The sequence below is a fragment of the Terrabacter carboxydivorans genome, from assembly GCF_039532035.1.
In the GTDB taxonomy this organism is placed as follows: Bacteria; Actinomycetota; Actinomycetes; order Actinomycetales; family Dermatophilaceae; genus Terrabacter; species Terrabacter carboxydivorans.
Genome location: NZ_BAAARE010000033.1, coordinates 1 through 21199 on the forward strand (window position 1 = coordinate 1; position 21199 = coordinate 21199).

Sequence of the window (21199 nt, forward strand, 5' to 3'; positions counted from 1 at the left end):
CCCGCTCCCGCGTCAACCTCGTCCCCGACACCGAACCAGAGATCGGAGCTGATGACCTGCCGGCCTTGACCGCCTGACCCCTTCACCACGGATCACGCAGCGCTACACCACTACCCGGGACTTGACCGGACGTTCTCTAGTCCGACGCCTCCTTCCCGATACTTACGAGCGTTTCCCTCCCACGAAAGTTCGTCGAGTAAGCGACGGACAGCACTAACCATTTCGCCACCATAGGGGGCACACGTAGCGTCGTCGGTCGAGGAGGCACGGGACGCCCGGCTCGCGGCGATATGACGCGCCACCACACTGGATTGGTTGCGCACCCCCGCTGCGCGATCAAGTACGCACCTGAACGGATTAGAACCTCGGAGTGGGGGAATCGTGCGTGTGAGTCCCCTTGTGTGGTGGGGTTTGAGGCCCGGCATGTCGTGAGGACGTGAGGGGCCATCGGCGGGATCTTCGGTGTGTACGGCCAAGTACTCATCGAAGAGGAGCCACACCGATGGCCTTGCCCCAGTCTGCCCTGTCCGAGCTGCTCGAGGCGTTCCGTACCGGGGAGGGGGTGAACCTGATCCAGGACGCGGTCACAGTGGCGTTGCAGGAGCTGATCGAGGCCGAGGCCACCCAGGTGATCGGCGCCGGCCGCTACGAACGCACCGAGGAACGCCGGACCGAACGCAACGGGACCCGGCCGCGGGTGCTGACCACAACCGCGGGCGACGTGCAGCTCCGGATCCCGAAGCTGCGCAAGGGGACCTTCTTCCCGAGCATCCTGAACCCACGCCGGCGGATCGACCAAGCCTTGTACGCGGTCGTGATGGAGGCCTACGTCAACGGCGTATCCACCCGGGCGGTCGATGAGCTGGTCGCGGCGATGGGCAGCGACACCGGGATCTCCAAGAGCGAGGTCTCGCGGATCTGCGCCGGCCTGGATGAGATGGTCGCCGCGTTCCGGACCCGCACCCTCGGGCACACCCGGTTCCCGTACGTGTTCCTGCTGGTTGGCTGACGCGACCTACCTGCACGTACGCGAGGCCTCCCGCGGGCAGGTCGTCTCCCAAGCCGTCGTCGTCGCCACCGGCGTCACCGAGGACGGCGCCCGAGAGATCCTCGGCCTGGACGTCGGCGACAGCGAGGACGAGACGTTCTGGCGGGCGTTCCTGACCTCGCTGCGCAGCCGCGGGCTGACCGGGGTACAGCTGGTCATCTCCGACCAGCACGCCGGCCTCGTCAAAGCGCTGACCCGCTGCTTCGCCGGCGCCGCCCACCAACGCTGCCGGGTCCACTTCGCCCGCAACCTGCTCGCCCTCGTGCCCAAGTCCCACAAGGACATGGTCGCCGCCGTGTTCCGCACGATCTTCGCCCAGCCCGACGCCGACGCGGTCGCCGCGACTTGGGACCACGTCCGGGACGAGCTGAGCGTCCGGTTCCCGAAGATCGGGCCGCTGATGGATGAGGCGAAGACGGAGGTCCTCGCGTTCAGCGCGTTCCCACGGGCGCACTGGACCAAGATCTGGTCGAACAACCCCATCGAGCGTTTGAACCGGGAGATCAAGAGACGAGCCCGGGTCGTGGGGATCTTCCCGAACTCCGCGGCCGTGATCCGCCTCGTCGGGGCCGTGCTGGCCGACGCCCACGACGAATGGCAAGTCGCGGACCGTCGCTACCTATCCGAAGCGTCCATGGCGCTGTTGTACAAGACCAGCGATACTGACACCGCCGCCATCACCAGCGGCCCGTGAGCATCGAGGAACTACCCCTCAAAGCCCACCACCCGACGGGGCACTTTCGAATCGTGCAGGCACACGTGCGATGGAACCCTCCCTACGCGGATGGTGTGTCGGGTCGGGCAGGGCGCATTCGACCGGGTCGTCTGGGCCGGGGTCGCGCACTTGTCCAAGACCTAAGCCGGACCTCCCGCTCCGAGCTGAGGCGTCAACTGACCCCGGCAGGTGGCTAGGGTGCATGCGTGGGACACAAGGAGCCGATGTCGATCGCCGCTGCACTACGGCAGATCCAGGGCCATAAGCTGATATTGCCTGCCATCCAGCGTGAGTACGTATGGAAGCCCTCGCAAGTCGTGCGCGTCTTCGATTCGGTCATGCGCGGCTATCCGGTCGGGAGCTTCCTCTCCTGGCGGGTGGCACCCGAGACGATCAGCAAGTTCAAGTTCTACGGCTTCATGAAGGACTACAGCGCTTTCAACAACCGACACAACCCGGTCGTTGACATCCCAACGGACCGGGAGGTCGTCGCGGTGCTCGACGGACAACAGCGACTGACCTCGCTCAACATTGGGCTCCGCGGTACGTATGCCTACAAGATCCACGGGGGATGGTCGAACAAGGCGTGGTCCTACCCCGAGCGCCGGCTCTACCTCAACCTCCTCGGTGAGGCTCCAGAGAACGAGCTCGGGCTGAAATACCACTTTCAGTTCCTAACCAAGATGGACCTGGAAGCAGCCGCCTTGGACGACACCAAGGCGTGGTTTCCTGTTTCCGAAATCTTCGACTCGGCCGAGCCCGCGGCCATGATGCAGATTCCGGCGAAGTACGGCGTGGGCAACAACGCCACTGCCGTGGCACTGGTCGCGAAGCTCTGGCAGGAGATCCACCACAACGCGAGTCTCCACTTCTACGAGGAGGACGTGCAGGACATCGAACGCGTCCTCGACATCTTCGTCAGGGTCAACTCCGGCGGCACGGTGCTCTCCTACAGCGACCTGCTTCTCTCCATCGCCACCGCTCAGTGGGAAGGCGACGCCAGGGCAGCCGTTCACACCCTCGTGGACTCGCTGAACCAGACCGGCATGGGATTCAACTTCTCCCGCGACACCATCTTGAAGTCTGGCTTGGTCCTGGCTGATGTGGGTGACATCGGCTTCAAGGTCAAGAACTTCACGACCGCCAACATGGCCAAGCTGGAAGCCGACTGGGACATGATCACCACGTCCCTGCACGTTGCGGTCGGGCTCCTCAGCGACTTTGGACTCTCCGGTGGAGCACTGACCGCAGACAGCGTTCTCATTCCGGTCGCCTACTACGTCCACCATCGGAAACTCGGGCACTCCTACCGCGAATCGCCCAACACTCGCGAGGACCGGGAAGCACTCCGATCATGGGTGCTTCGATCACTCATCGTGCGTGGTGTCTGGGGCTCGGGGCTGGACACCTTGCTACGCGATCTGCGTGAGGTCATCAAGAATCAGGGTTCGTCGTCGTTTCCGCTCGCGGCCGTTGAGAAGGCGATGGCCCTGCGGGGCAAGTCGCTCGCGGTCACGGATGCGCTCATCGAAGACATCCTCACCTTGGAATACGGCAAGGCTCGCACCTTTGCCGTCCTCGCCACGCTGTTTCCACATGTCGACACGCGCAACCTCTTCCACGTCGACCACGTCTTCCCTGCCGCGCGGTTCGACAAGAAAGAACTCGCTGGCCAGAGGGCTGACGACGGAACGCCGAAGTTCTCGGCTGAGCACATCGTCGAGCTAGTCTCTCTTCGGGATACCTTGCCGAACCTAGAACTGCTGCCAGGCTTGGAGAACATCGGGAAGTCCGACAAGGCGCCTGACGACTGGCTTGTAGCGGAGTACCCGTCGCCTGACGACCGGAGCGCGTTCCTGGCCCGCAACGCTCTGCCTGCGAAGCTGCCGCACTCGATCGACGGGTTCATGGCCTTCTACGAGCAGCGTCGTGACAGCCTCGTTGCGCGCATCCAAGACAAGCTCAAGACGCAGGCGCCGGAGCCCGCCACCACCGAAGAGGGGCTGTCAGATGTCGCCCTCGATGAGGCGCTGGCCCAGGGCGACGACGAGGACTGACGCGGCGGGGGGGCGTCAGCGACTGCGTATGCCAGAACGACTAGGAGCGTTCTAGGCGACCTATCCCAAGGTCCCCGACGGCATCCGCGGGACATCGCGGCGGTGGGACGCGCCCCTGCTTCTGCCTCAAGTCGAGTCATCGCAGAGTGCACCTGGGCTGGATTGGCTAAGTGGTGACGCCTTCGGCGTGCAAACGGATGCGTACCTCATCGATCAGACCGCGCAGGTCATCTAGCGCCCCGGCGAGCACGGAGAGCACCGGCTGCCCTTCATAACGGCCGTCTACGAAATACCACTCGATCCAGGACACCGTGTCTCCCTCACTGACGCGGTGACCACGCCACTCTCCTGCGGGAACGTTTGTTCGCGTCTGGCTGCGCGGGGCCTCGCTCGTCTCAAGCCTCTTCAATTGGGCGTTCCGCAGTTCAGACAGCGCCTTCCGTTCCGGGGTCCACTGGTCCTTCCACCAGCCGCTGAGGTGACCACATTCCTTGACGGCTGCGTCCAGTTGGCGACGCACACCGGCCAAAAGGTCGAGCACGTATGGAAGGCGATCAGCGAACGCTTCCCCAGAATGCGAGTGTGCTGCCAAGTCATCCAGCATGCGCGAAGCTCGATTCAGGGACTTCAACGCGTTGTCAAGGAAGCTGCTCACGGGACGAGAGTAGGCCGCCCCTGACCGCGCCCGCCATCGTGCTTGAGCCACAGCTATCGCCCCGTCCGCAGGCGGCGGGGTGACGCGGGTCCAAACCTCGCGGCTCCTGGCATAAACGAGTGTCTCAGTCGTAGGGGACTCAGCCTCGGTTGACTCGATCAAGGTATTGGGCCTGGCGGGCACTACGCCACGCCTCGTGCGCCTTGCGCTGTTTGCCCGGCGGCAGGGGCACGTGCTCCAGATCGGTGGCATCGAGGCCCGCAAGATGGCCGTCGCCGTCCCAAGCACGAAGAACACTTCCTGCCTTCTCGAGACGCAATAGGTAGGGCTCGAAGGTGACCCACATAGCGTTGCCGTGCAGCACCGGGTCCGGCTTGGTCGCAAGTGGCGCGTATGCCTTGTGACCGGACTTCCAGGCCCACAAGATGTCCCTCACGAGCGCTGAGACGTGATCGAGGAAGGTGGTTTCGTCAGAGAGGTGAAGCCGAGCTTCACTGAGTTCGTGCCACAGGTCGAGCTTGGGCCTGGGTTTCGAATACTCCGGGGAGTCCATCGGTAGACTCATGAAGTGCCGAACGCTCTCTCCGACGGCGAGGCCCAGACGGCCTGCAGCTTCGCTGCGGCGGTCAGCCGCCCGAAGCTCACGATCACTTTTCAACTGGCGCTTCAGGAAGCGGTACGCGAGGTAGAGCCCAGCCAGCGTGCCCAAGAGCGGGATGCCCGTGCCAGCCATCCACTCTGGCTGAACTAGGTCGTGCCAGACCTGTGGGAGGTAGTCGGTTTCGGGGGCGACGTATGTGGCTCGCTCGTCGGTCACCCCGCAAACCCTATGCAGTTACAGAGGCTCGTACACTCACCTCGGCAGACGAGTGAAGGCCGGCGTGGTCGACAGGCGGCGGTTTGACGCACCTAACGGAGCGGCTGAACAATCGACGGCGGCTACGCGGCTGCGGGGGACACGGTCAGGCGAAGGCAGACCTTGATGTTGAGACACTAACGTTCGATATATGTCGAGTGGCCGTGAGGTGATGGAGGTCGCCTGCCGAGGCTGCGGAATTATGTTCCAAAGCCATCGCAAGAACGTTGTGTATTGCAGTGACACCTGCCGCATCTTCGGCCCAAAGCTGCGTTGGTCTGACCCACATTGTTATGTGTGCGGCGCTGGCCTGAGTGGGCGAGACCCCGATTCCAACGAGCTGTTGTCGCCCGAGCAGTACTGGCGCCTTCACTCTGACTTCGAGCCAACACACCGAGCCTGCCTCAGAGAGCTGGTTGACCGTGAGGAGGGTGAGGCGCGTCGTGCATGTAGCTGCAAGTCATGCCAGCTTGAGCGTGGGGAGCGCTACCGCCCGGGACTTCCCGGCTTGCGCTCAGCCCGCGGCAAGCGACGCCCGGCCCGTTCGCCGGGGTACCTTCGCCACCGCAAGGCAGTGCTCGAGCGGGACGACTGGACCTGCCAGATCTGCGGGCTCCCACTGGACCCTGGTGCCTCGGTGGACGATGACCTCTATCCCCAAGCAGATCACATAACGCCTGTCGCACTTGGGGGAGACGACGGGATGGAGAATCTGCGAGCCGCACATCGATGGTGCAACTGGGCGCTGGGAGACAGCCTCGTGGCTACCGAGCGAGACGTCAGGACTGCCGCCCACGTTCGTTTCGCATCTCGATTCCCGGCTGAAGTGATCGCCCGTGCTGCAAGTGCTGGGCGAAGCCGAGAGTGATCCAACACTCCTCAGGCCAGCGGTTCACATGAGATTGCGGAAACGGCTCACAGCGTGAACCTGAGTCGCCCCGCGTCACCGCAGGTCGCCCTGACAAGCGGCGGAATGACGTACGGCGCTGCCGAGTGGGTACGCGTTGCCGATATCCGCCGCTCATGTATCTTCGGCGCTTATGGCGTCGGGGTGGAGTGACGAGTACGAGGATCAGACTGGCGGTGCCGCGCGGCTGGCGTTGTCAGTCCCGGATGGGGTCTATCTCGTCGTGCTCCCACTATCGGTCCTGGCGGCCATTCCGGCGGCTGCGAAGCCCGATGGGTTGGGTGCTCTGTGGCTCGCGGCAGCCTCGGTCGGTTTTGCTGCATTCTCGGCGGCGGGCCTCGCGTTCAAGGCGCGCCCGCGCCGGCTCGTGAAGACTTGGCGAGACCTTGCATGGGACAAGGAGATCGCGGCTCTGCCTGGATTCGAGTACACGAGTGGGGCGTCCGGTGCTTGGCTCGTCCGAGCTTCGACCCACAGGAAGGGCGCCTACCCTTCCGTCCGGCTTCTGACTCGCGAGTCCAAGAGCGAGCCTTGGGATGCGAGCACGTTTGTGGACACGAAAATATCGCCAGCCGGCGACGTGGTTGTTACGATCGGCGTCGCCAGAACCAGTGAGTGCGACGGCTATGAACTAATGCTTGTGATCGCCTGACACTCGACGGGGCCTGGTCCGCCTTGGCGGCGGTATGACGCCATCTTCTTCAGCAAAACGGCCCTTCCAGCGGCTGGGCAGCCGCGAGCAAGGATCGGTGGTCAGTCATGGCCGCAGTCACCGAGCTGCATCGCGCCACTAGCCTGTGCAAATGGTGCAGTTTTTGGCTGGACAACATATATGGACCTGTGTGCCCGCCTTTCGTGCGGCTGACGTTGTCTCTGCCGCCGTTTCGTACGTGGGCGGAAACGCTGACGAACTCGTCGCGCTGAAGCGAGGAGACAGGCTCGTCTTCGATGGCTCGGACGCAGCGCTCCAGTCCGGCCTGGCGAACCCGGATGTGCTTGAGCGGTGGTCGATGGCCAGCGTTGAGCTGAGAAGTCTTGGTGGGCTGCACGCGAAGGTGCTTGTCGTGGAGCCAGAGGCTGACGGCCCGCTCGCGTACGTAGGGTCGATGAACCTGTCCCACCATTCAAACGACCGCCTCGAGGAGGCGTTCGTGGTGATGGACGAGCCGGCAGCCGTCACTGAGGTTCGTGAGTGGGTCGAAGGCCTTCTCGCCCGAGGTACGCCCGTCACGGCCGGATGGATCAAGCGGGCTCGCTCTATCTATCGCCCGTCGTCAGTGCCGAAGCCTCATGCGGCCCCTCACGAACTTTTGAACCTGTCCGGACGCGTGTGGCTCACCCACCTTGACATCGCGAACGGGGAGTTCGGGGCGGCGACGGTCCGCGCCCTAGATGAGGCAGAGAGCAAAGCTGGCTCGCTGTCGGTGGAGGCGGTCGACACGACGAGCGCTGAACGGAGTCGCGTCGATGATGTTTGGCTCGTCTCGTTTCCCGGCGCCGATAGGAACGGGAAACCTGTATCTGGGAACACGCTGGTGCGCGCGCTGTGCGTTGTCCGTCAGATCATCCGTGAGGGGGGCCGTCACAGCGACATCGTCGTGTGGGCGCCGGACCAGCAACTAACCAGCCCGCAGCGTCTCTCGGTGGTCCGGGCGCACTTGGGGGTCGACGCGCGCACTGACACGTATCTGGTGCCGCCAAGTGAGGTGCCGGGACTCTTTGACTTGTTGGGCGTCAAGCGGCCATAAGCCTTGGCGCTCAGCTCCTTCATCCCTCGCGGGAGCGCCCCTGGCGGCGAAGTTGGGCACCCGTCCTCGCTGTGGATGCGGTCGGTCTCCGGGTCATGCTATCGGCGAAGAATTGGGACGCCGGCGGCGTCGGGATGGAGGGCGTGGGCGCCAGCCGAATGGCTATTGCCCACAACTCTTGGTCCATGCGGGCGCTGATGCAGGGCGGCCCCTCCAGGTGCCATCGATGCCGTCCCGGCGTGTCTCATGCGATGCATTGTCCGTTCGGGCAAAGTCATCCCATTAGAGTTCCGCAGGGATGGGGCATGTCGACTATTGAGGTACGGCTGGGTGAGGCGAGCGTCTTCATTGAGTCTGGCGTATTCACGGCGCTTTTGGATGCTTCGGTAGCGTCCTCACGCGCCCCTTACCTCCACGCCCTTGAGACGTCGCGGATCAAATTCGGGGAGTTGGTCCAGCTCGCCCGCATAGCCGACATCCCCTACGTCCTGTTCTTTGCCCCGCGCGAAACTGTCGACGATCAACTCAAGAAGAAGTCGGACAAGCTCCTGGCGGGTGTCAGCAAGGACGCGTTCTCCTTGAACTCGCGCAGCCAGGTACGCCTCGCGGACGTCGAGCTCATCGTGAAGGACCTCCTTCGAAAGCAAGAGACGCTCAAGCGCCTAGACCGCTCACTGACCGCCAACAAGGTTGTGGGCTGTCTGCGACGCTCGCGGGCACTCGTTGAGGACGACGCCCGCCTTCTCAGCGCTGCTCTCGGGTTCACTAGCAACGACCTCAAGACTTGTCGCACGAAGAGCTTGGCGCTGGAGCTGCTGATCTCGCGGTTCGAGGCTAGGCAGATCCTTGTCGCACAAAGCCAGCAGAACTTCATGCCGCAGCGTCTGCCTCAGCACGCCAAGTTCAGTGGGCTGTGCGTTCGCGACAAGAAGATCCCGTTCATCTTCCTGACAAGCGGCGACGCAGGGGAAAACTTTGAGCCCGAGGGGCGCCGGGTCTTCACCCTCGTTCTACTAGCCGTGTTCGTAGCGCATGCCAAGTTCGCTCCGGTCACCTACAGCGACCGGAGCGCGGACCCGATCACAAGCCGCGAGTACGAACTAACAGAGGAGATCCTCATGCCTCGCTCCGAGGTGCAAGATTTGAGGGTTTCCGGACTCGACGACATTCGTGCCCCCGCCGACACACATCGCGTTACGCCGAGTGCCTTCGTGATGCGCGCCCGGCGGCTGGGACTGATAGACCGGGTCGAGGCCGAGGACCACCTCTCCGAACTGGCGCGCGAGTTCGCCGCGAGACCGAAGCGTCAAGCTCGAAGTCCGCTCGCGGTTAACGCTCTCCGGAAATACAACGGTGTCGAGTTCTCGCAGCGCATGCTGAATCAGCTTGACCGCGGCTCCATCAGCAGAGGTGAGTTCTGCCGAGTCGTCCTCCAGAACAAGATCAAGCCGGAGCAGATCCATCAGTTCCGCGAAGCACTGTGAACCTCGTCCGCTTCTTCATCGACACCAACGTGTTGAGCCGGCTAACCCGCGCGCAACGGGCGAGCAAGTTCTTTCGTGACAACTGCTCGTTGTGCTCGGAGGTCCTGCACGAGGCCTCAGGATTCCCGGACCTTGCGGAACTGCGTCGGTTGGAATACCCAGTGAGCCCAGGCGTGCTTACGCGGGTTCGGGAGGTGATGTCAACGGTGTCGCCTGGAGACTTCACGATGGTCGACCTTTACCGCAATCTCGGCAATGCTGATCCCATGCTGATCGCCTCGGCGCTGGACGCCATGGAAGCGGAGTCAGAGCGGTTGCTCCCGGTGGACTGGCACATCGTCAGCGATGATGAAGCTGTCATTGCGAAGGCCCGGGCGTTCGATGTGACGACCCTGGGGTACGACAAATTCGTCCGTCTGCTGTCACCGGGCACCAAGGACGTTGGCTGAGCGCGGCGACGTAGGACAGCAGCTCTGCAGGCGACCTGGCACAGCTCCCGCGGCGGAAAGACGCAGTGAAGCGATGGGCCGGAAGCCGTGTCAGTCGCCCCATTCCAGACGTCATTGGCCTGGGCTTGAGCTGGCTGCTAGTGGCTGGCGCGTGGAAGTGGGCCGTAACTAGCGAAGGGTGACGGCTCTCAGGTAGGAGAAATGATCAGACACCAGCGTGGACACGTCATGATCAGTGATTCTGGGGTAAGCGGAATTGAATCCCTGTGAACCGGCAGGGGTCTCGCCTAGCTCGGCGGCGCGGTACAAGATTCGGAGAACGTTGTCGCGGCGTGAGTAGTAGTTGTGCACTGTGCCGCCCACCGCATCATTCAGCGGCCTCTTGTCGATGCTTGCAGCTACGGCGGCACCCAGCAGGTGCATGTCCGCGATGTGTGGGGCTTCCCGCTTGGTAGCGAGCAATGCTGCGGTTAGGACCATTACGCGTGCGCCTAAGCTGTGGCCGACCAAGATGTACGCCGGCTCATCCGTTCGAGCGATCAGGTCAGAGAGTGCAACTGCCGTCTTTGCGGCTCGACTCTTCGCTGTGAACCATGGGTTGGTCAACACGTCCAGGCCAGCCAGGACGGCTCCTGCTGGCGCTACAAGACGCGAGGCGCTAGCGGTGGCCTTTCGCGCCAACGCGGTCACCGACTTGGATGCCGCCGCCTTAAACCCACCCTGCATAGTGAGGTTCCACAGATCTGCGAGTTCCTTCGCTCCCCAGTGAACTCGGTAGACTGACGAGTTCGGGTATCGCCGCTCAATCATCGGTTTCCAGCCGCCCCAAGTGTCGACGCGGTCTGACAAAAAGCCGCTCGCGAAGATCACCGGCGTCCCTGGTCCGTCCTTAACCTTCTCGATTCGAAACGACTGGTCTTCACCCACGTAATCATTCATTGCTTTGGCCCCGAGAGAACCGCCGAGCGCTCCACCTACAACCGTAATTACCGCTGTACCGCCCGCTACGCCGAGGCCACCTGCGGCTACCGCGCCGCCACCGAGGAAGGCCAATCCATAGCTTGTTGCCGCCGCGCCGCTGTATCCCGCCGTGGCGGCACCAATGGCACCCCCAATAGCTGGAGCGGCGACGAAGCCTGCGGTAGCAACTGTGGCTAGCCCCAAACCGACTCCACCGACAATGCGTGTCCCTCGTGCAAGGTTCGGTTTCTCGAATACCCGCAGCCGTTGCCACTCGCTGAGGTCCACGAGCCGCATATTCGCCTTCCCGAAGCTGGCGATCTCGTGACGGTGCTCAGCGCAGAACCGCGGCAATCTTATTGCCGCGATCCCCCTGTCGGCCATCGCCCCGCACTTAGGGGCAGCGCATTCCACTGTTGGCGCGCCACAAGAACGGCATAGACGCGCGGGCGCCCACTGGACGGGCACCTTGACGCGAGCATGTCCGCTGAACTCCAAGCATGACGAGCACCATGCGGTGGTCACGTCCGCGCTCGGCATGTCGGCAAGTTCGGCGATCCGCAAGGCAAGCTTCTTGTGATGCGCCGCCTGCGCCTCGTGACTCTTGCGCTCTTCGGCGCTCCGGGATCCCCGCCTCAGCTTCTCATGGAGTGCGAAGGCCCAGGCATTGCTCACTATGGAAACGTTCGTTCGTAGGAACTGGGCGCCCTCGATCACACTCGGTGAGCTCGCGGGTTCTCCTGCCAAACTCAACTGCTTCCCGCTGGGCGTTCGGAGGAGGCAGGCAGCCGAGCTCACTGTTCCCCTGTAAGTAAGAAGCGCAGCTGTCATTTCGTTCGTTCCTAAGTATGCGGAAGATTTGAGGTGTCCGGGTTTCGCCTGCCGATACGGTATAAGCCCCTTCACATTGCTACGTGCATATGGCCTGCCCCGACGCAGACCCGCCTAGCGTCCGATGTGTCGGAACGAGGCGCCCGGTTGCTCCAGCGAATGCCCGCGCCATAGTCTCGATGCGGCGGACGTATAGAGCTGACCGGTGGTGTCGCGACCATGACGCGGTGGCGTCGAATCGATTCTCGGTGCTCAGTCCGCCGTCAGCTCGACCGGCTGGGAAAGTTGCTCGCGAGTGAATGAGACACTCGCCAGTTGCGACAGTTGGATCGAGAAGATGTGGTCCGCATCGGGCACAGCGTCGACCTTGAACGAGAGTTGGCACGCAAGGGGAGACGCGCCAACGGCCGCCGGAACCACGATCATCACGGGGTCAGCACCGGCATTTCCTAGCGCTACCAGTGTCCCGTGCGAGTCGGAAACGCGGACCTGCCCACCAGCGAGACCTTCGGAACCCGCCCGCAATGGACAAGACCGGCCTGCGTACTTCTCTGCCTCCGATGGATCCCCGATCAGGGCCGTGGCTTCCTCAACCGTCAGGACATTCAAGTTCATGGGCGCCACGACAGTTCCGTGAATCGAGAACGCTGGCTTGGATGCCGGAACACTCTGTACTGCGGACGAGCAGCCTGCGAGCATCAGGATCGCAATTGCGGTCGCGGACAGGATCCGCCCGAGCGGTCTTGCGTGCGTGGTGTGGCGCATGGCGGGACTTTAGGGCTCGAAGGCTAACCGTGTGTTCATTTTGAGCAAATCCTCCCGTGCCGACGGGCGTGGGCGGATAGCGTGATGAGCGGCGATCGAGACGGCCGACTCGCGGCGATGTGACGCATGCAGAAGTCGTCCCAACCGCCTCAGAGTCCAGTCCTTCGCGGCGGATCAGTTGCACGGAGGCGGCTGGACGCATCACAACTGCCCTGCCTGGCCGCCGTCTCTATTACGTGTCAAGCGACCTTCTTGCGGTGAGGCCTGCTCTTCAAAGAAGCAGAGAAGGCTTGTCGCGAAGAGTAAGGCCTGCACGGTATTGCGGCGGTTGAACTGGCGTCGGCTCACTGTGTGCGCGGTCGCGTTCCGGCTGAACGTGGTGGGGACCTTGTCTCCATCGTCCACCCAGAACTGCTGGTAGGTCTGCCACATCGGAGCGAAGGCTACAAACTGCCTAACTGTAAACTCGTCATAGGCTTCAGTTGTCCGCTTACCCTTTTTGTCTGGCGTGTACTTGTAGCGGTCTTTCCCGAAATAGGCAGTCAGGAGGCTATCGATAAGCGTGCCAGCGAGGGCCTGAGCTGCGGTGGTGTGGCCGAGGTCGAGCGCGTCTAACACGGCCAGAGCGAAGGGTACGTAGGGCGCGACGGCTTGCGACTCAAGTCCGTCGACCGCCTCGCGACAGTCAGCAGAAATGACCTTCCAGCGGCGGCCTAGAATCTCCCGACGCTCGGCGGCGCCGCCAGCGCGGAGAATGGCCTGAGCTACTGCCTGCCGAGGCACGCCGTAGAGCGCGATGCTGTCCGCCAGGACGACCTTCTCGACCTCTGCGAACTCAAGGTCTTCGATCCCGCGTAAGTTGGGCGGGTAGAAGCTGTCCCTTAACCGCTCAAGAGTCGGCGCTAGCGTCTTGATCCACGCGGACTGTTGCGCGGCGAACTGGTTCGCCATCTTGGCAACGGAGTCGCTGAGGCCGAAGTTGATCGTCCTGGTCAGATCCGCGCTCAACTTGGCAAACTGCGCCTGTGTGGCGGCGTGGGTTTTGAAGAAGTCGCTGTTGATGAAGGCGAACTGCCTCATCCAGGCGCTTTGCATGTCCAGCATGGGCTTCATTGCGTCAACGATTCGCGACTGGTGCGCCGCCAGAGCCGCAAGGCGCTGCAGGGTCGACTCCGGCAGCGCAAATGAGCGAAGCCTGGCGGCGTCGGCAGCCATCTTGGCGAAGACGCTTGCGTCCACGATCTTGGGGACCTGGAAGTCAACTTTGGGCATGGCGATCCGCTGAAGGGCAGCCGTCAAGTCTCGCAACCTATCCCGCTCCTCGGGAGTGAGCGTGCGGTGCGCGCTGTCGTGGGGCTGCTCGGGCTCGTCGGGCTCGTCGGGGTGCCCGGAGTGCTCGGGCTGCTTGGGCTGCTCGGGCTCGTCGGGCTGCTCAGGCTCGTCGGGCTCGGCGTCCATCGTCATGGGCGAAGGCTAGCGGGACGAAACGACAGACGAGCGCCTACGCAAGGGCTCGCAAATAGGAGCGCTCGCTCGCGCAGTCGTCGGCGGTTTGACCAAGTTAGCGGGCGGCGCTATAGCGGCGGAAAAACGTGGGTAGCGGGCACGGCGGCCCGATTTATCGGAGCGCCTCGGCGTGGGGCGCTCCGTCGGAGCCTCGCTGTGAACCATGGACGATGCGCGGTTCGAGCGGTCGTTTGACAGCGTCTCGGTGTGCGAAGCTGTCCTTGCCTAGTTGTCATCGCTCAGGTACATGGACACCTCCACCGTGAGGCCGTCGACAGTCTCGTAGCCAGTTGCTGGCGCCTCAGATTTCACATCTAGGTCTTGCGGAACTTCTTCGAGATCCGTCAACTCCATGTGTTCCGAGCATCCGCGTGACGTACCGTCGGGGACGGTGAGACGACAGATGACGTCGAAAAGGAACGTCTCTTCGACGCCGTGAAGTGTGTCGGGATCGAAGTGCAGGATGACTTGTCCGAACTCCAAGCCCGCGCCTGCTGCCCATGAGTCGATCGTGACGCCCGCGACCTTGGGCGGCCGACTCTTGGTGTTGCCCCGTGTCCTGATGGTCGCCTTGAACGTCGAGCCGGACAGCTTGTTCATCGCGGGAGCTGTGGTCGTCGATTCGAAAGTTTCGTCGTCCATGGGTCGACTGTCCGTGTTGCCTGGCGCATTTCGGCCGAGGCGCGCCGCCGAATCGCTATTTCTACCTGCGTTTCGGGTGGTGCTGCTACCCCTTCGTGCCTGTCACACATCGACCGAACGGTGGAGGCCGCCTCGCGGCGGAGTGACGCGACAAGATGGCCCCTGGAGCGAAGCCGTCGTGACCAGCCGCATGGGTCTGTTGCATTTACCCGTGCAGGACCGCGCTGTCGCGCCAAGCTTCCTCGGACTTGGGCACCGACAGACCGAGTTCTTGTTGAAACTCTGATCGGGTCTGCCCGTGCCGGCCGGCGTCGGCGGCTCGGACGGCGAGTTCCGCGCGCGCGGGATCGCTGTTCGGGTCGCCATAGAACTTTCCGTCGCGTAGCAAGATCTTCACAGTGTCTGGGCCGACTCCCATTTGGTCGCAGATTTGTGCGCGGCTCAATCCTTGGCGCTGCAGCGCGACTGCCTGGGCGCAGCGTTGCAGTCGATCTTCTTGGAGTCGCGAGTTGTAGGGGTTGCGGCCGCGGTCGTCGGCGGCGACGCGCTGTCCGGTCGCATCTTCGTACGCGCGGATGAGGTCCGCGTGGAGTCGGCCGCGGGTGCCGACCGCGTGGCCGTTCGCGCGCGCCCAAGCACGCACGTCGGCTGGGAAAGGTCCTGTCGAGGTTGCGTTGGTGGCGCCCCGTATATAGGCGGGGGCGCCTGTGACTTCCTGGGGCGACCGCGGCGTCGAAGGCGTCACGGTGGCGGGCTGGGTCTCGGTGCGAACGACAAGGGCTGGCTGAAGGTTGCCTAGAAGGACCGCGTACAGATCAGGGCCAACGATGCGCGTGCCGAGCTCGCGGGCCCGTGCTGCCTTCACGCCGTCGAAGGCACCGTCGGTCACCAGCATCGCTGTCTTCGCGGACACGGAATTGATGATTCGGACGCCGAGTTTCTCGGACCTCTCCTCCAGATGCGCGCGCACTGTCTCATCGCAGCCGGTGAAGACAACCTTCTGCCCCACGCGCAATGGCTCGCCGTGGGCCCAGTCGATCGGAAGGCCCTTGAGGCCTGCCGAAAGCCGCTCGTTACGGGCGTCTTCAGCATGGTCAAGCAGGGCGGGGAGGACCTTGCGATTCACAGCAAGAAGGTCCGAGATCTGTTGGAGCTCGGACCGCTCTGCTCGGCTGACTTTGCCGTCGTCCAGAGCCGCATAGGCGAGGGCACGGACGAACGCGAGATTGGCGGAGGCGACGTCGGCCTTGGTGAGTTGATGGGCTTCCGCCACGGCCGCCAGATCCGCGGCCTCCTCGGCCGTCACCTCGCCGTCCTCGAGAACCTCGGCAAGTTTCTCCAAGTAGGGCAGGGCGCCGGCCGGGGCGCCTTCGTCCAATGCGTCGACGAGGGAGAACTGTTCGACCATCTTGACCAGTGCCGGTGGGGGCGCCGTGACGGCTGATCGCGCCATGACGACCTGCGCTCTTGCCGAGAAGGTCCGGGCCGTCGTCGTGTGGGCGTGCGGAGCCCAGGAGGGTTCCGTTGGCCACATGACGTTCATGGCTGCCTGCGGCAACTCAAGATGCTCGGGCAGCGGTGGGCGGCCGAGTCGAGGATGCATGAATGCGGCCACCAGGGCCGCGGTCGCCTGGGCGTCGCCAAGCGCGGAGTGCGCGCTCGTCAGCGGCGTCCCGATGGCCCAGCAGCAGTCGGCCAAGCGGCGTCTGTCCAGCCCGGGGAGGTGATAGTTGGACGCCTCCAGAGTGCACAGCGCTGGAAGAAAGGGCATGTTCCAGCCGGCGCGTGCGTATTCAGCGCGTAGGAACGCCAGGTCAAATTTCGCGTTGTGAGCCGCGATAGCCGCACCCTTGAGGCGCAGGTTCAGGCCGTCGATAAGGTTTGGGAATGCGGGCGCATGCGCGACGTCGGCATCGGTGATGCCGTGGATGTGCGTGGCTCCCACCGGCCCCTGTGGGTTGATGCGGGTGCTCCACTCGTCGAGGACTCGGCCCTGAAGGTCTGTGGTCACCACGGCGATCTCCAGGATCCGATGCTGCTTCGGCGATACACCCGTGGTCTCGACGTCGATGACAGCGAAGCGTGGCTGCGTGCCGACTTTTGCCAGAAGTGGCGGCGCCGTCACGGAGGACCCGGATGACGAGAGGTCTGGTGTCGGGTGGAACCGCTGCGCAACTGAGGCAATGACTTTGTTGCGGCGGAACTTGTGGAAGATGCCCATGTGTGATGCTCCGTCGGTTGGCGAGTCGAGACATGCTGGCACTCATCGGTGGCCAAAGTCGCGAAAGCGGGAGATTGGGCAAATATCCCCGCTCAAGCGCCTTGAGATGGACCCCACGACCCGGCCCTCGAAGTCCGAACAGGCGACCGCGGGGACAGTGGCCGTCGAGCCAAGCGTCCCTCGCAGGTTTCCCATCTGTCGCCGGCAAGCGGCGGAAAGACGCTCCGCGACTCGGAAGTCTTGAGCGGGCGGAGGCTGCATCGTCACCATCTTCCATAGTGTGTGTGCATGACCTCGCGCGAACAGGTGGTGGCTTGGGCACGTCGACAGGCCGACGAACTTCAATCTGACATGCAATTCCACCAGCCAGATGGCGGGTACGGGGGCTACTGGACCGTCACAGATGTATCCAAGAAGGGACTTGTGATGGCTCGAGCTGCTGCGGGCCTTGAGTTTCTGAGGCAGCATGCCGGAAACGACTCGGAGTGGCTGCGGCGGGCCACAATCGCGTACGACTCCAATGGGGATCGCTCCTCGCTGGAGTCCGGAGTCCACGCCATCGGTGAGATCTTGCGCCTCTGGGCTGCTCAAGTGGAGGCTGGCGTCAGCCACCTTCCAGCGGAGTTGGGTGAGGGCGTTCGTGCCTTGGCAAGTACCGAGATCATGGGGCAAGTGCGTTTGCTGAATGAGGAGAGGGACGTCCATGCAGCGGCGCCAATAGTGCTTTCGGGAGCCGCCCTAGAGACCGCTCTTCGAGGTGCGGTCGAAGAGTTGGAACTTCCTATCGTCGGTACTCCCGGGATCGCTGCCTACAGCCGTGCCCTGCGCACTGCAGCCATCCTTTCGAAGCAGGACGTCAAGGACCTCGAGCAGATGGCGGGTGTACGTAACGCGGCCGCCCACGGCGACTTCGAGTCCATCACGAGGGAACGCGCCGGCTTGATGGAACAGCAGGTCAACATGTTTCTTGCGCGGCTGCGCGACCTACTGGATTCTCCAGCCGGTGTGCGTACCGCCGAATGACCGACGCCGTGGAGCGTGAGCCGCATTGCGGGGGAGACAGGCGGCGAAGTGACGCGGCCTCCGTGGACCAGTCGGACCCTGAGGATGAGGAGGGGCGGCGCTCACGCGCCAATGGAGGGTCGGGCTGCAGTCGGGCAGATCGGCTTGCCCAAGCGTTGACCTGGGGGACAGCAATATTGCGTGACGGGTCTTAGCTCGGGCCCAAGGTCCAAGTGGCACCACCGGTCCTCCGCGTCCAAACGAATCTGGTCTGAATAGGACTAGAGGGTGTAGAGCTCTGCCTGGAGCGGCGGAGTCCCGACCGTGATTGTGTGGGCCGAGGTGCACCTGCGCGTGCGGGCCGTGGTGGCCGAGTAGGCGACGGCGTCGCAGCCGAGGACGGTCAGGCACCTTGACGAATCACGACTACGGCTCCGGAAGGGTGTCGATTTCAAGGAGCAGTCGCCTGATCGGGTCCTGGTCTAACCCGCGGTAGGCCGCAGTGATCTGCCACGTATACAAGAAGCCGGCCATCGCCATCCGTGCGAGCCGGTAGTGGAATTGCGTGTCGGCGTGGCCGAACCGGGTTGGTACCCCGTCGCCGTCTGTCTGGATGGTGTCTGTGATGACATGAAGGGTGGGGTGCGCGGCGTTTGACAGGAACGAGTAGGCGCCTCGACTGTTCCACTCTTCAGCCCCCGCGATCGATAGGTGCCGAAGTGCCTCGCCCGGCCCCGGGTGCCTCTCGCCTCTGAGGATCAGCCGGCCGGATTTGTCGCGCTGGATCTCAGACGGATAGAAGCGCTGGGTCACTTTTTCCTTCAATGCGTTCACCCGTTCGCCCACCTCGGACATGTGTCGCGCTGGGGCACCGAGGTCCTTCGCTGCCGCGCGCTCGCGTGAGGCGTCGTTGAGTTGTGAAAGGAGGCTGCGCGCCGCGCGAGTGCGGATGCTGTCCAAGTGCGGGTGCAGCAGCCAGAACACGTAGCCGTTGATCTCGAGGAGACTCCGAGCTGAAGGGCCCACTCCGAACATCAAACCCGCACGGGAACTGTAGATCTGGTGCAGAACGGTCAGGTGATCGGCTTGGGCAAGAAGGAAGAGTAGCGCCGCATCACCCGCGTACTCGGCTGCGTCGGCGCTCCACGAGCCGTGAGGTCCGTACTGCCTCTGGAGTAGCGCCCGCTCGTCGTTGAATGGCGACGGATCGCGCGCCGCCCACTTCGGATCGAAGCGACCGAAGTTGCGAAAGGCTCCCAAGATCTCCACCATATGGTCGGCGAGGGCCTGAACGATTGAAGCGTCTGCTGGATCCATGTGTACGTGGGCGGGGTTCACGTCCATTCTTTCTGATCCAAGATGTTCTTCCCAAACTGCTGCGCGTGCTTGCCGAGAGTGTCTTCCGCGGATGTAGGTGCGGTCGTCGCTATGACGCTTCGAGCGATCTCACAATCGCGTTGAAGAAGGACGTCAGGGGTGTGCCAAGTTCTGGCCGTACCTTCGCGAACGCAACGCCTTGGTCTCCGGGTGCAACATGTGTTCCAGCTCGAAGCGTCGACCACCACTCGGCTACACCCTAGGGGGCTTAACGGCGGTATCGCCGCCTCCACGCGCGAGGGCGATTTCGCTCAGCGCAACCAAGTGGTGGTACCAGTGAGCGGTCGTCGGACGTGCCTGCGCACCAGGTCCTTCTGGGCGGACCTGACGCTGTGGGCCGCAAGCTAGACGCCTGCGACGTAGGCGGTGAGGAAATGGACTCCGTGCCGGTCGAGGTTGCCTCGGGCGCGGTCGTAGTGCTCGGTGGTGCGCGGGTCGGCGTGGCGGGCGAGGATCTGCGCGTCGCGCAGCGGCACGCCGGCATCGAGGGCGTTGGTGATGGCGGCGTGCCGGAGTGAGTGGGGGCTGATGTGCCGCGGGATGCCGGCCGTCTTCGCGATCCGGGCGACCATCCGGTAGACGTCGCGCCGGTCGATCGGCCTGCCGGAGACCGGTCGCAAGATGAGTGTGCCGCTGGTGCGAGTGCCGCGGCACGCCTCGAGGGCGCGGAGGACGGGGACGGTCACGGGCATGGTGGCGGGCTTGTTGCCCTTGCCGACCAGGTGCAGGACTCGGTGTCCGCGGAGGGTGTCGGCGTAGTCCTCGATCCGCACGGCTGCGGCTTCGGAGGCGCGTAGGGCGTTGATCCCAAGCAGGTAGGCGAGCGCGCCGTGGTGGACGGTGATGGTCTGGGCGACCTGGAGGAACCGGATGAGCTCGAGCCGGTCCAAGCCTTGAGTGCGAGTCTCGTCGCGGTGGATCTTCGGCAGCCGCGCGTACACGGCTGGATCAGCGGTGATGAGCCCGTCGATGTGCGCGAAGCGGAAGTAGCCGCGGACGCCGTGCATCATCGTGACGACGGAGGAGTCCATCAGGCCCCGCTCGCTGAGGTGGCGGATGTAGAGCTCGACGTGGGCTCGTTGGATCCCGAGGAGCGGGTCGAGCCTGTTGGTCTCGCACCAGGTGAACCATTGGCGCAGCTGGAAGGCGTACAGGTCATGCGTGTGCCCGGCGTACGGTCCTTGGATGACGGCCCGGAGGTCGGCTATCTTGCCGGCGACGATTTTAGGGCCTTGGACGTACTCAAAACCTCGTCGCCGACCTGCCGGAGCACGGAAGCGCCGGCTTGCAGCCGGAGTAGAAACACCATGCCGCAGTTCTTCTCCAAGCGGACTAGCCGACGGAATCTCCGGAAAGGGGCTGTGCAGGCTCGAGGAGGCCCCGATTCTTGGCTTCTTCGACAGCCTGCTGTATGCCGGATTGCGCAGCCCACCACACCTCGGAGTCGGGTTCCTGAGTCCAGTCCACCTCGCTCGGATCAAGCATCACAGGCTATGCCTCCTCACGTGCTCGGCGCTTGCTGCTTCGATGCTGGGGCCATCAGCGCCTCATGTGCGTGCAGCTGAGCGTAACCGCGGCTGCTCCGGCCCGTCTCGGACTTGGGCGCCAGGGCTGCTGGGACAGCTTGCGCAGGTCGACGTTCCCACCCCGCAGGCGGCACTCGCGGCGGTTTGACGCACCTCAAGTGGCGTGACCGGTGCCGCAGCTGTGGTGCGGCACCGGTGAACGTGGCGCTGCACCCTACTGACGCCAGGGACCCCGAGGGGAGCATCGGATACAGCGGGCGTTGCGCACTACCTCGGTGTGCGCAACAAGTCGTACGCAGCATTCACACACGCACCACCCTTGAAATGCCCAAGCGAGAAGGCGGGCAGCAGTCAAGGTGACCCGGCCCGAGAGGTTGAAGCGGTGAAGATGCCTTGGAAAGCCGTTGGCGCTGCGGCCCCTGTGGCGGTTGCTTTGATGATCGCGTGGCT

General features: G+C 63.7%; 16 protein-coding genes and 1 pseudogene. 8 read left to right on the plus strand and 9 right to left on the minus strand.

Annotation, left to right across the window (positions count from 1 at the left end):
* Positions 1–502 precede the first annotated feature (502 nt).
* Positions 503–1742, plus strand: a pseudogene (locus ABD297_RS22075) (IS256 family transposase).
* Positions 1743–1969: 227 nt separating this feature from the next.
* Positions 1970–3820 (plus strand): DUF262 domain-containing protein, encoded by a 1851-nt coding sequence (locus ABD297_RS22080; RefSeq protein WP_344257285.1) that lies wholly within the window; start codon positions 1970–1972, stop codon positions 3818–3820.
* A 166-nt stretch (positions 3821–3986) separates the two neighbouring features.
* Here the strand turns inward: ABD297_RS22080 and ABD297_RS22085 are convergent, their stop codons facing one another.
* Positions 3987–4475: a hypothetical protein gene (locus ABD297_RS22085; protein WP_344257286.1), complete on the minus strand. Its 489-nt coding sequence runs from the start codon at positions 4473–4475 to the stop codon at positions 3987–3989.
* 139 nt (positions 4476–4614) lie between these two features.
* Positions 4615–5292, minus strand: a complete 678-nt coding sequence (locus ABD297_RS22090) for a hypothetical protein (RefSeq protein WP_344257287.1) — start codon at positions 5290–5292, stop codon at positions 4615–4617.
* A 241-nt stretch (positions 5293–5533) separates the two neighbouring features.
* Here ABD297_RS22090 and ABD297_RS23765 point away from each other — a divergent pair, with 241 nt between their 5' ends.
* The 5 genes from ABD297_RS23765 to ABD297_RS22110 all read left to right on the plus strand — a co-directional run bounded on the left by ABD297_RS23765 (position 5534) and on the right by ABD297_RS22110 (position 9919).
* Positions 5534–6199 (plus strand): HNH endonuclease, encoded by a 666-nt coding sequence (locus ABD297_RS23765; RefSeq protein ID WP_425581209.1) that lies wholly within the window; start codon positions 5534–5536, stop codon positions 6197–6199.
* A gap of 172 nt (positions 6200–6371) precedes the next feature.
* The gene (locus ABD297_RS22095) at positions 6372–6890 is read left to right on the plus strand and encodes a hypothetical protein (protein WP_344257288.1); all 519 of its coding nucleotides are present in this window, start codon (positions 6372–6374) and stop codon (positions 6888–6890) included.
* Positions 6891–7041: 151 nt separating this feature from the next.
* Positions 7042–7986: a phospholipase D-like domain-containing protein gene (locus tag ABD297_RS22100; RefSeq protein ID WP_344257289.1), complete on the plus strand. Its 945-nt coding sequence runs from the start codon at positions 7042–7044 to the stop codon at positions 7984–7986.
* Positions 7987–8291: 305 nt separating this feature from the next.
* The gene (locus ABD297_RS22105) at positions 8292–9470 is read left to right on the plus strand and encodes a hypothetical protein (protein WP_344257290.1); all 1179 of its coding nucleotides are present in this window, start codon (positions 8292–8294) and stop codon (positions 9468–9470) included.
* The gene (locus tag ABD297_RS22110; protein WP_344257291.1) at positions 9467–9919 is read left to right on the plus strand and encodes a hypothetical protein; all 453 of its coding nucleotides are present in this window, start codon (positions 9467–9469) and stop codon (positions 9917–9919) included. The genes ABD297_RS22105 and ABD297_RS22110 overlap by 4 nt, the downstream gene beginning before the upstream one ends.
* Before the next feature lie 168 nt (positions 9920–10087).
* Here ABD297_RS22110 and ABD297_RS22115 read toward each other — a convergent pair whose 3' ends face one another.
* From ABD297_RS22115 to ABD297_RS22135, 5 genes are all read right to left on the minus strand, one after another.
* Entirely contained in the window at positions 10088–11263 is a 1176-nt protein-coding gene (locus tag ABD297_RS22115) for a DUF726 domain-containing protein (protein ID WP_344257292.1), read from the minus strand.
* 699 nt (positions 11264–11962) lie between these two features.
* On the minus strand, positions 11963–12475 hold the full coding sequence (locus ABD297_RS22120; protein WP_344257293.1) for a hypothetical protein: 513 nt from the start codon (positions 12473–12475) through the stop codon (positions 11963–11965).
* A gap of 201 nt (positions 12476–12676) precedes the next feature.
* On the minus strand, positions 12677–13939 hold the full coding sequence (locus tag ABD297_RS22125) for a hypothetical protein (RefSeq protein ID WP_344257294.1): 1263 nt from the start codon (positions 13937–13939) through the stop codon (positions 12677–12679).
* Between the two features lie 267 nt (positions 13940–14206).
* Positions 14207–14623 (minus strand): hypothetical protein, encoded by a 417-nt coding sequence (locus tag ABD297_RS22130; protein WP_344257295.1) that lies wholly within the window; start codon positions 14621–14623, stop codon positions 14207–14209.
* Between the two features lie 205 nt (positions 14624–14828).
* Positions 14829–16844, minus strand: a complete 2016-nt coding sequence (locus ABD297_RS22135; protein WP_344257296.1) for an exonuclease domain-containing protein — start codon at positions 16842–16844, stop codon at positions 14829–14831.
* 288 nt (positions 16845–17132) lie between these two features.
* On the opposite strand from ABD297_RS22135, the gene ABD297_RS22140 reads away from it, so the two are divergent.
* The gene (locus ABD297_RS22140) at positions 17133–17867 is read left to right on the plus strand and encodes a hypothetical protein (RefSeq protein WP_344257297.1); all 735 of its coding nucleotides are present in this window, start codon (positions 17133–17135) and stop codon (positions 17865–17867) included.
* Between the two features lie 405 nt (positions 17868–18272).
* On the opposite strand, the gene ABD297_RS22145 is transcribed toward ABD297_RS22140, so the two are convergent.
* Both ABD297_RS22145 and ABD297_RS22150 read right to left on the minus strand, forming a co-directional pair.
* Positions 18273–19190 (minus strand): hypothetical protein, encoded by a 918-nt coding sequence (locus tag ABD297_RS22145; RefSeq protein WP_344257298.1) that lies wholly within the window; start codon positions 19188–19190, stop codon positions 18273–18275.
* A gap of 377 nt (positions 19191–19567) precedes the next feature.
* Entirely contained in the window at positions 19568–20704 is a 1137-nt protein-coding gene (locus tag ABD297_RS22150; RefSeq protein ID WP_344257299.1) for a tyrosine-type recombinase/integrase, read from the minus strand.
* Between the last annotated feature and the right edge of the window lie 495 nt (positions 20705–21199).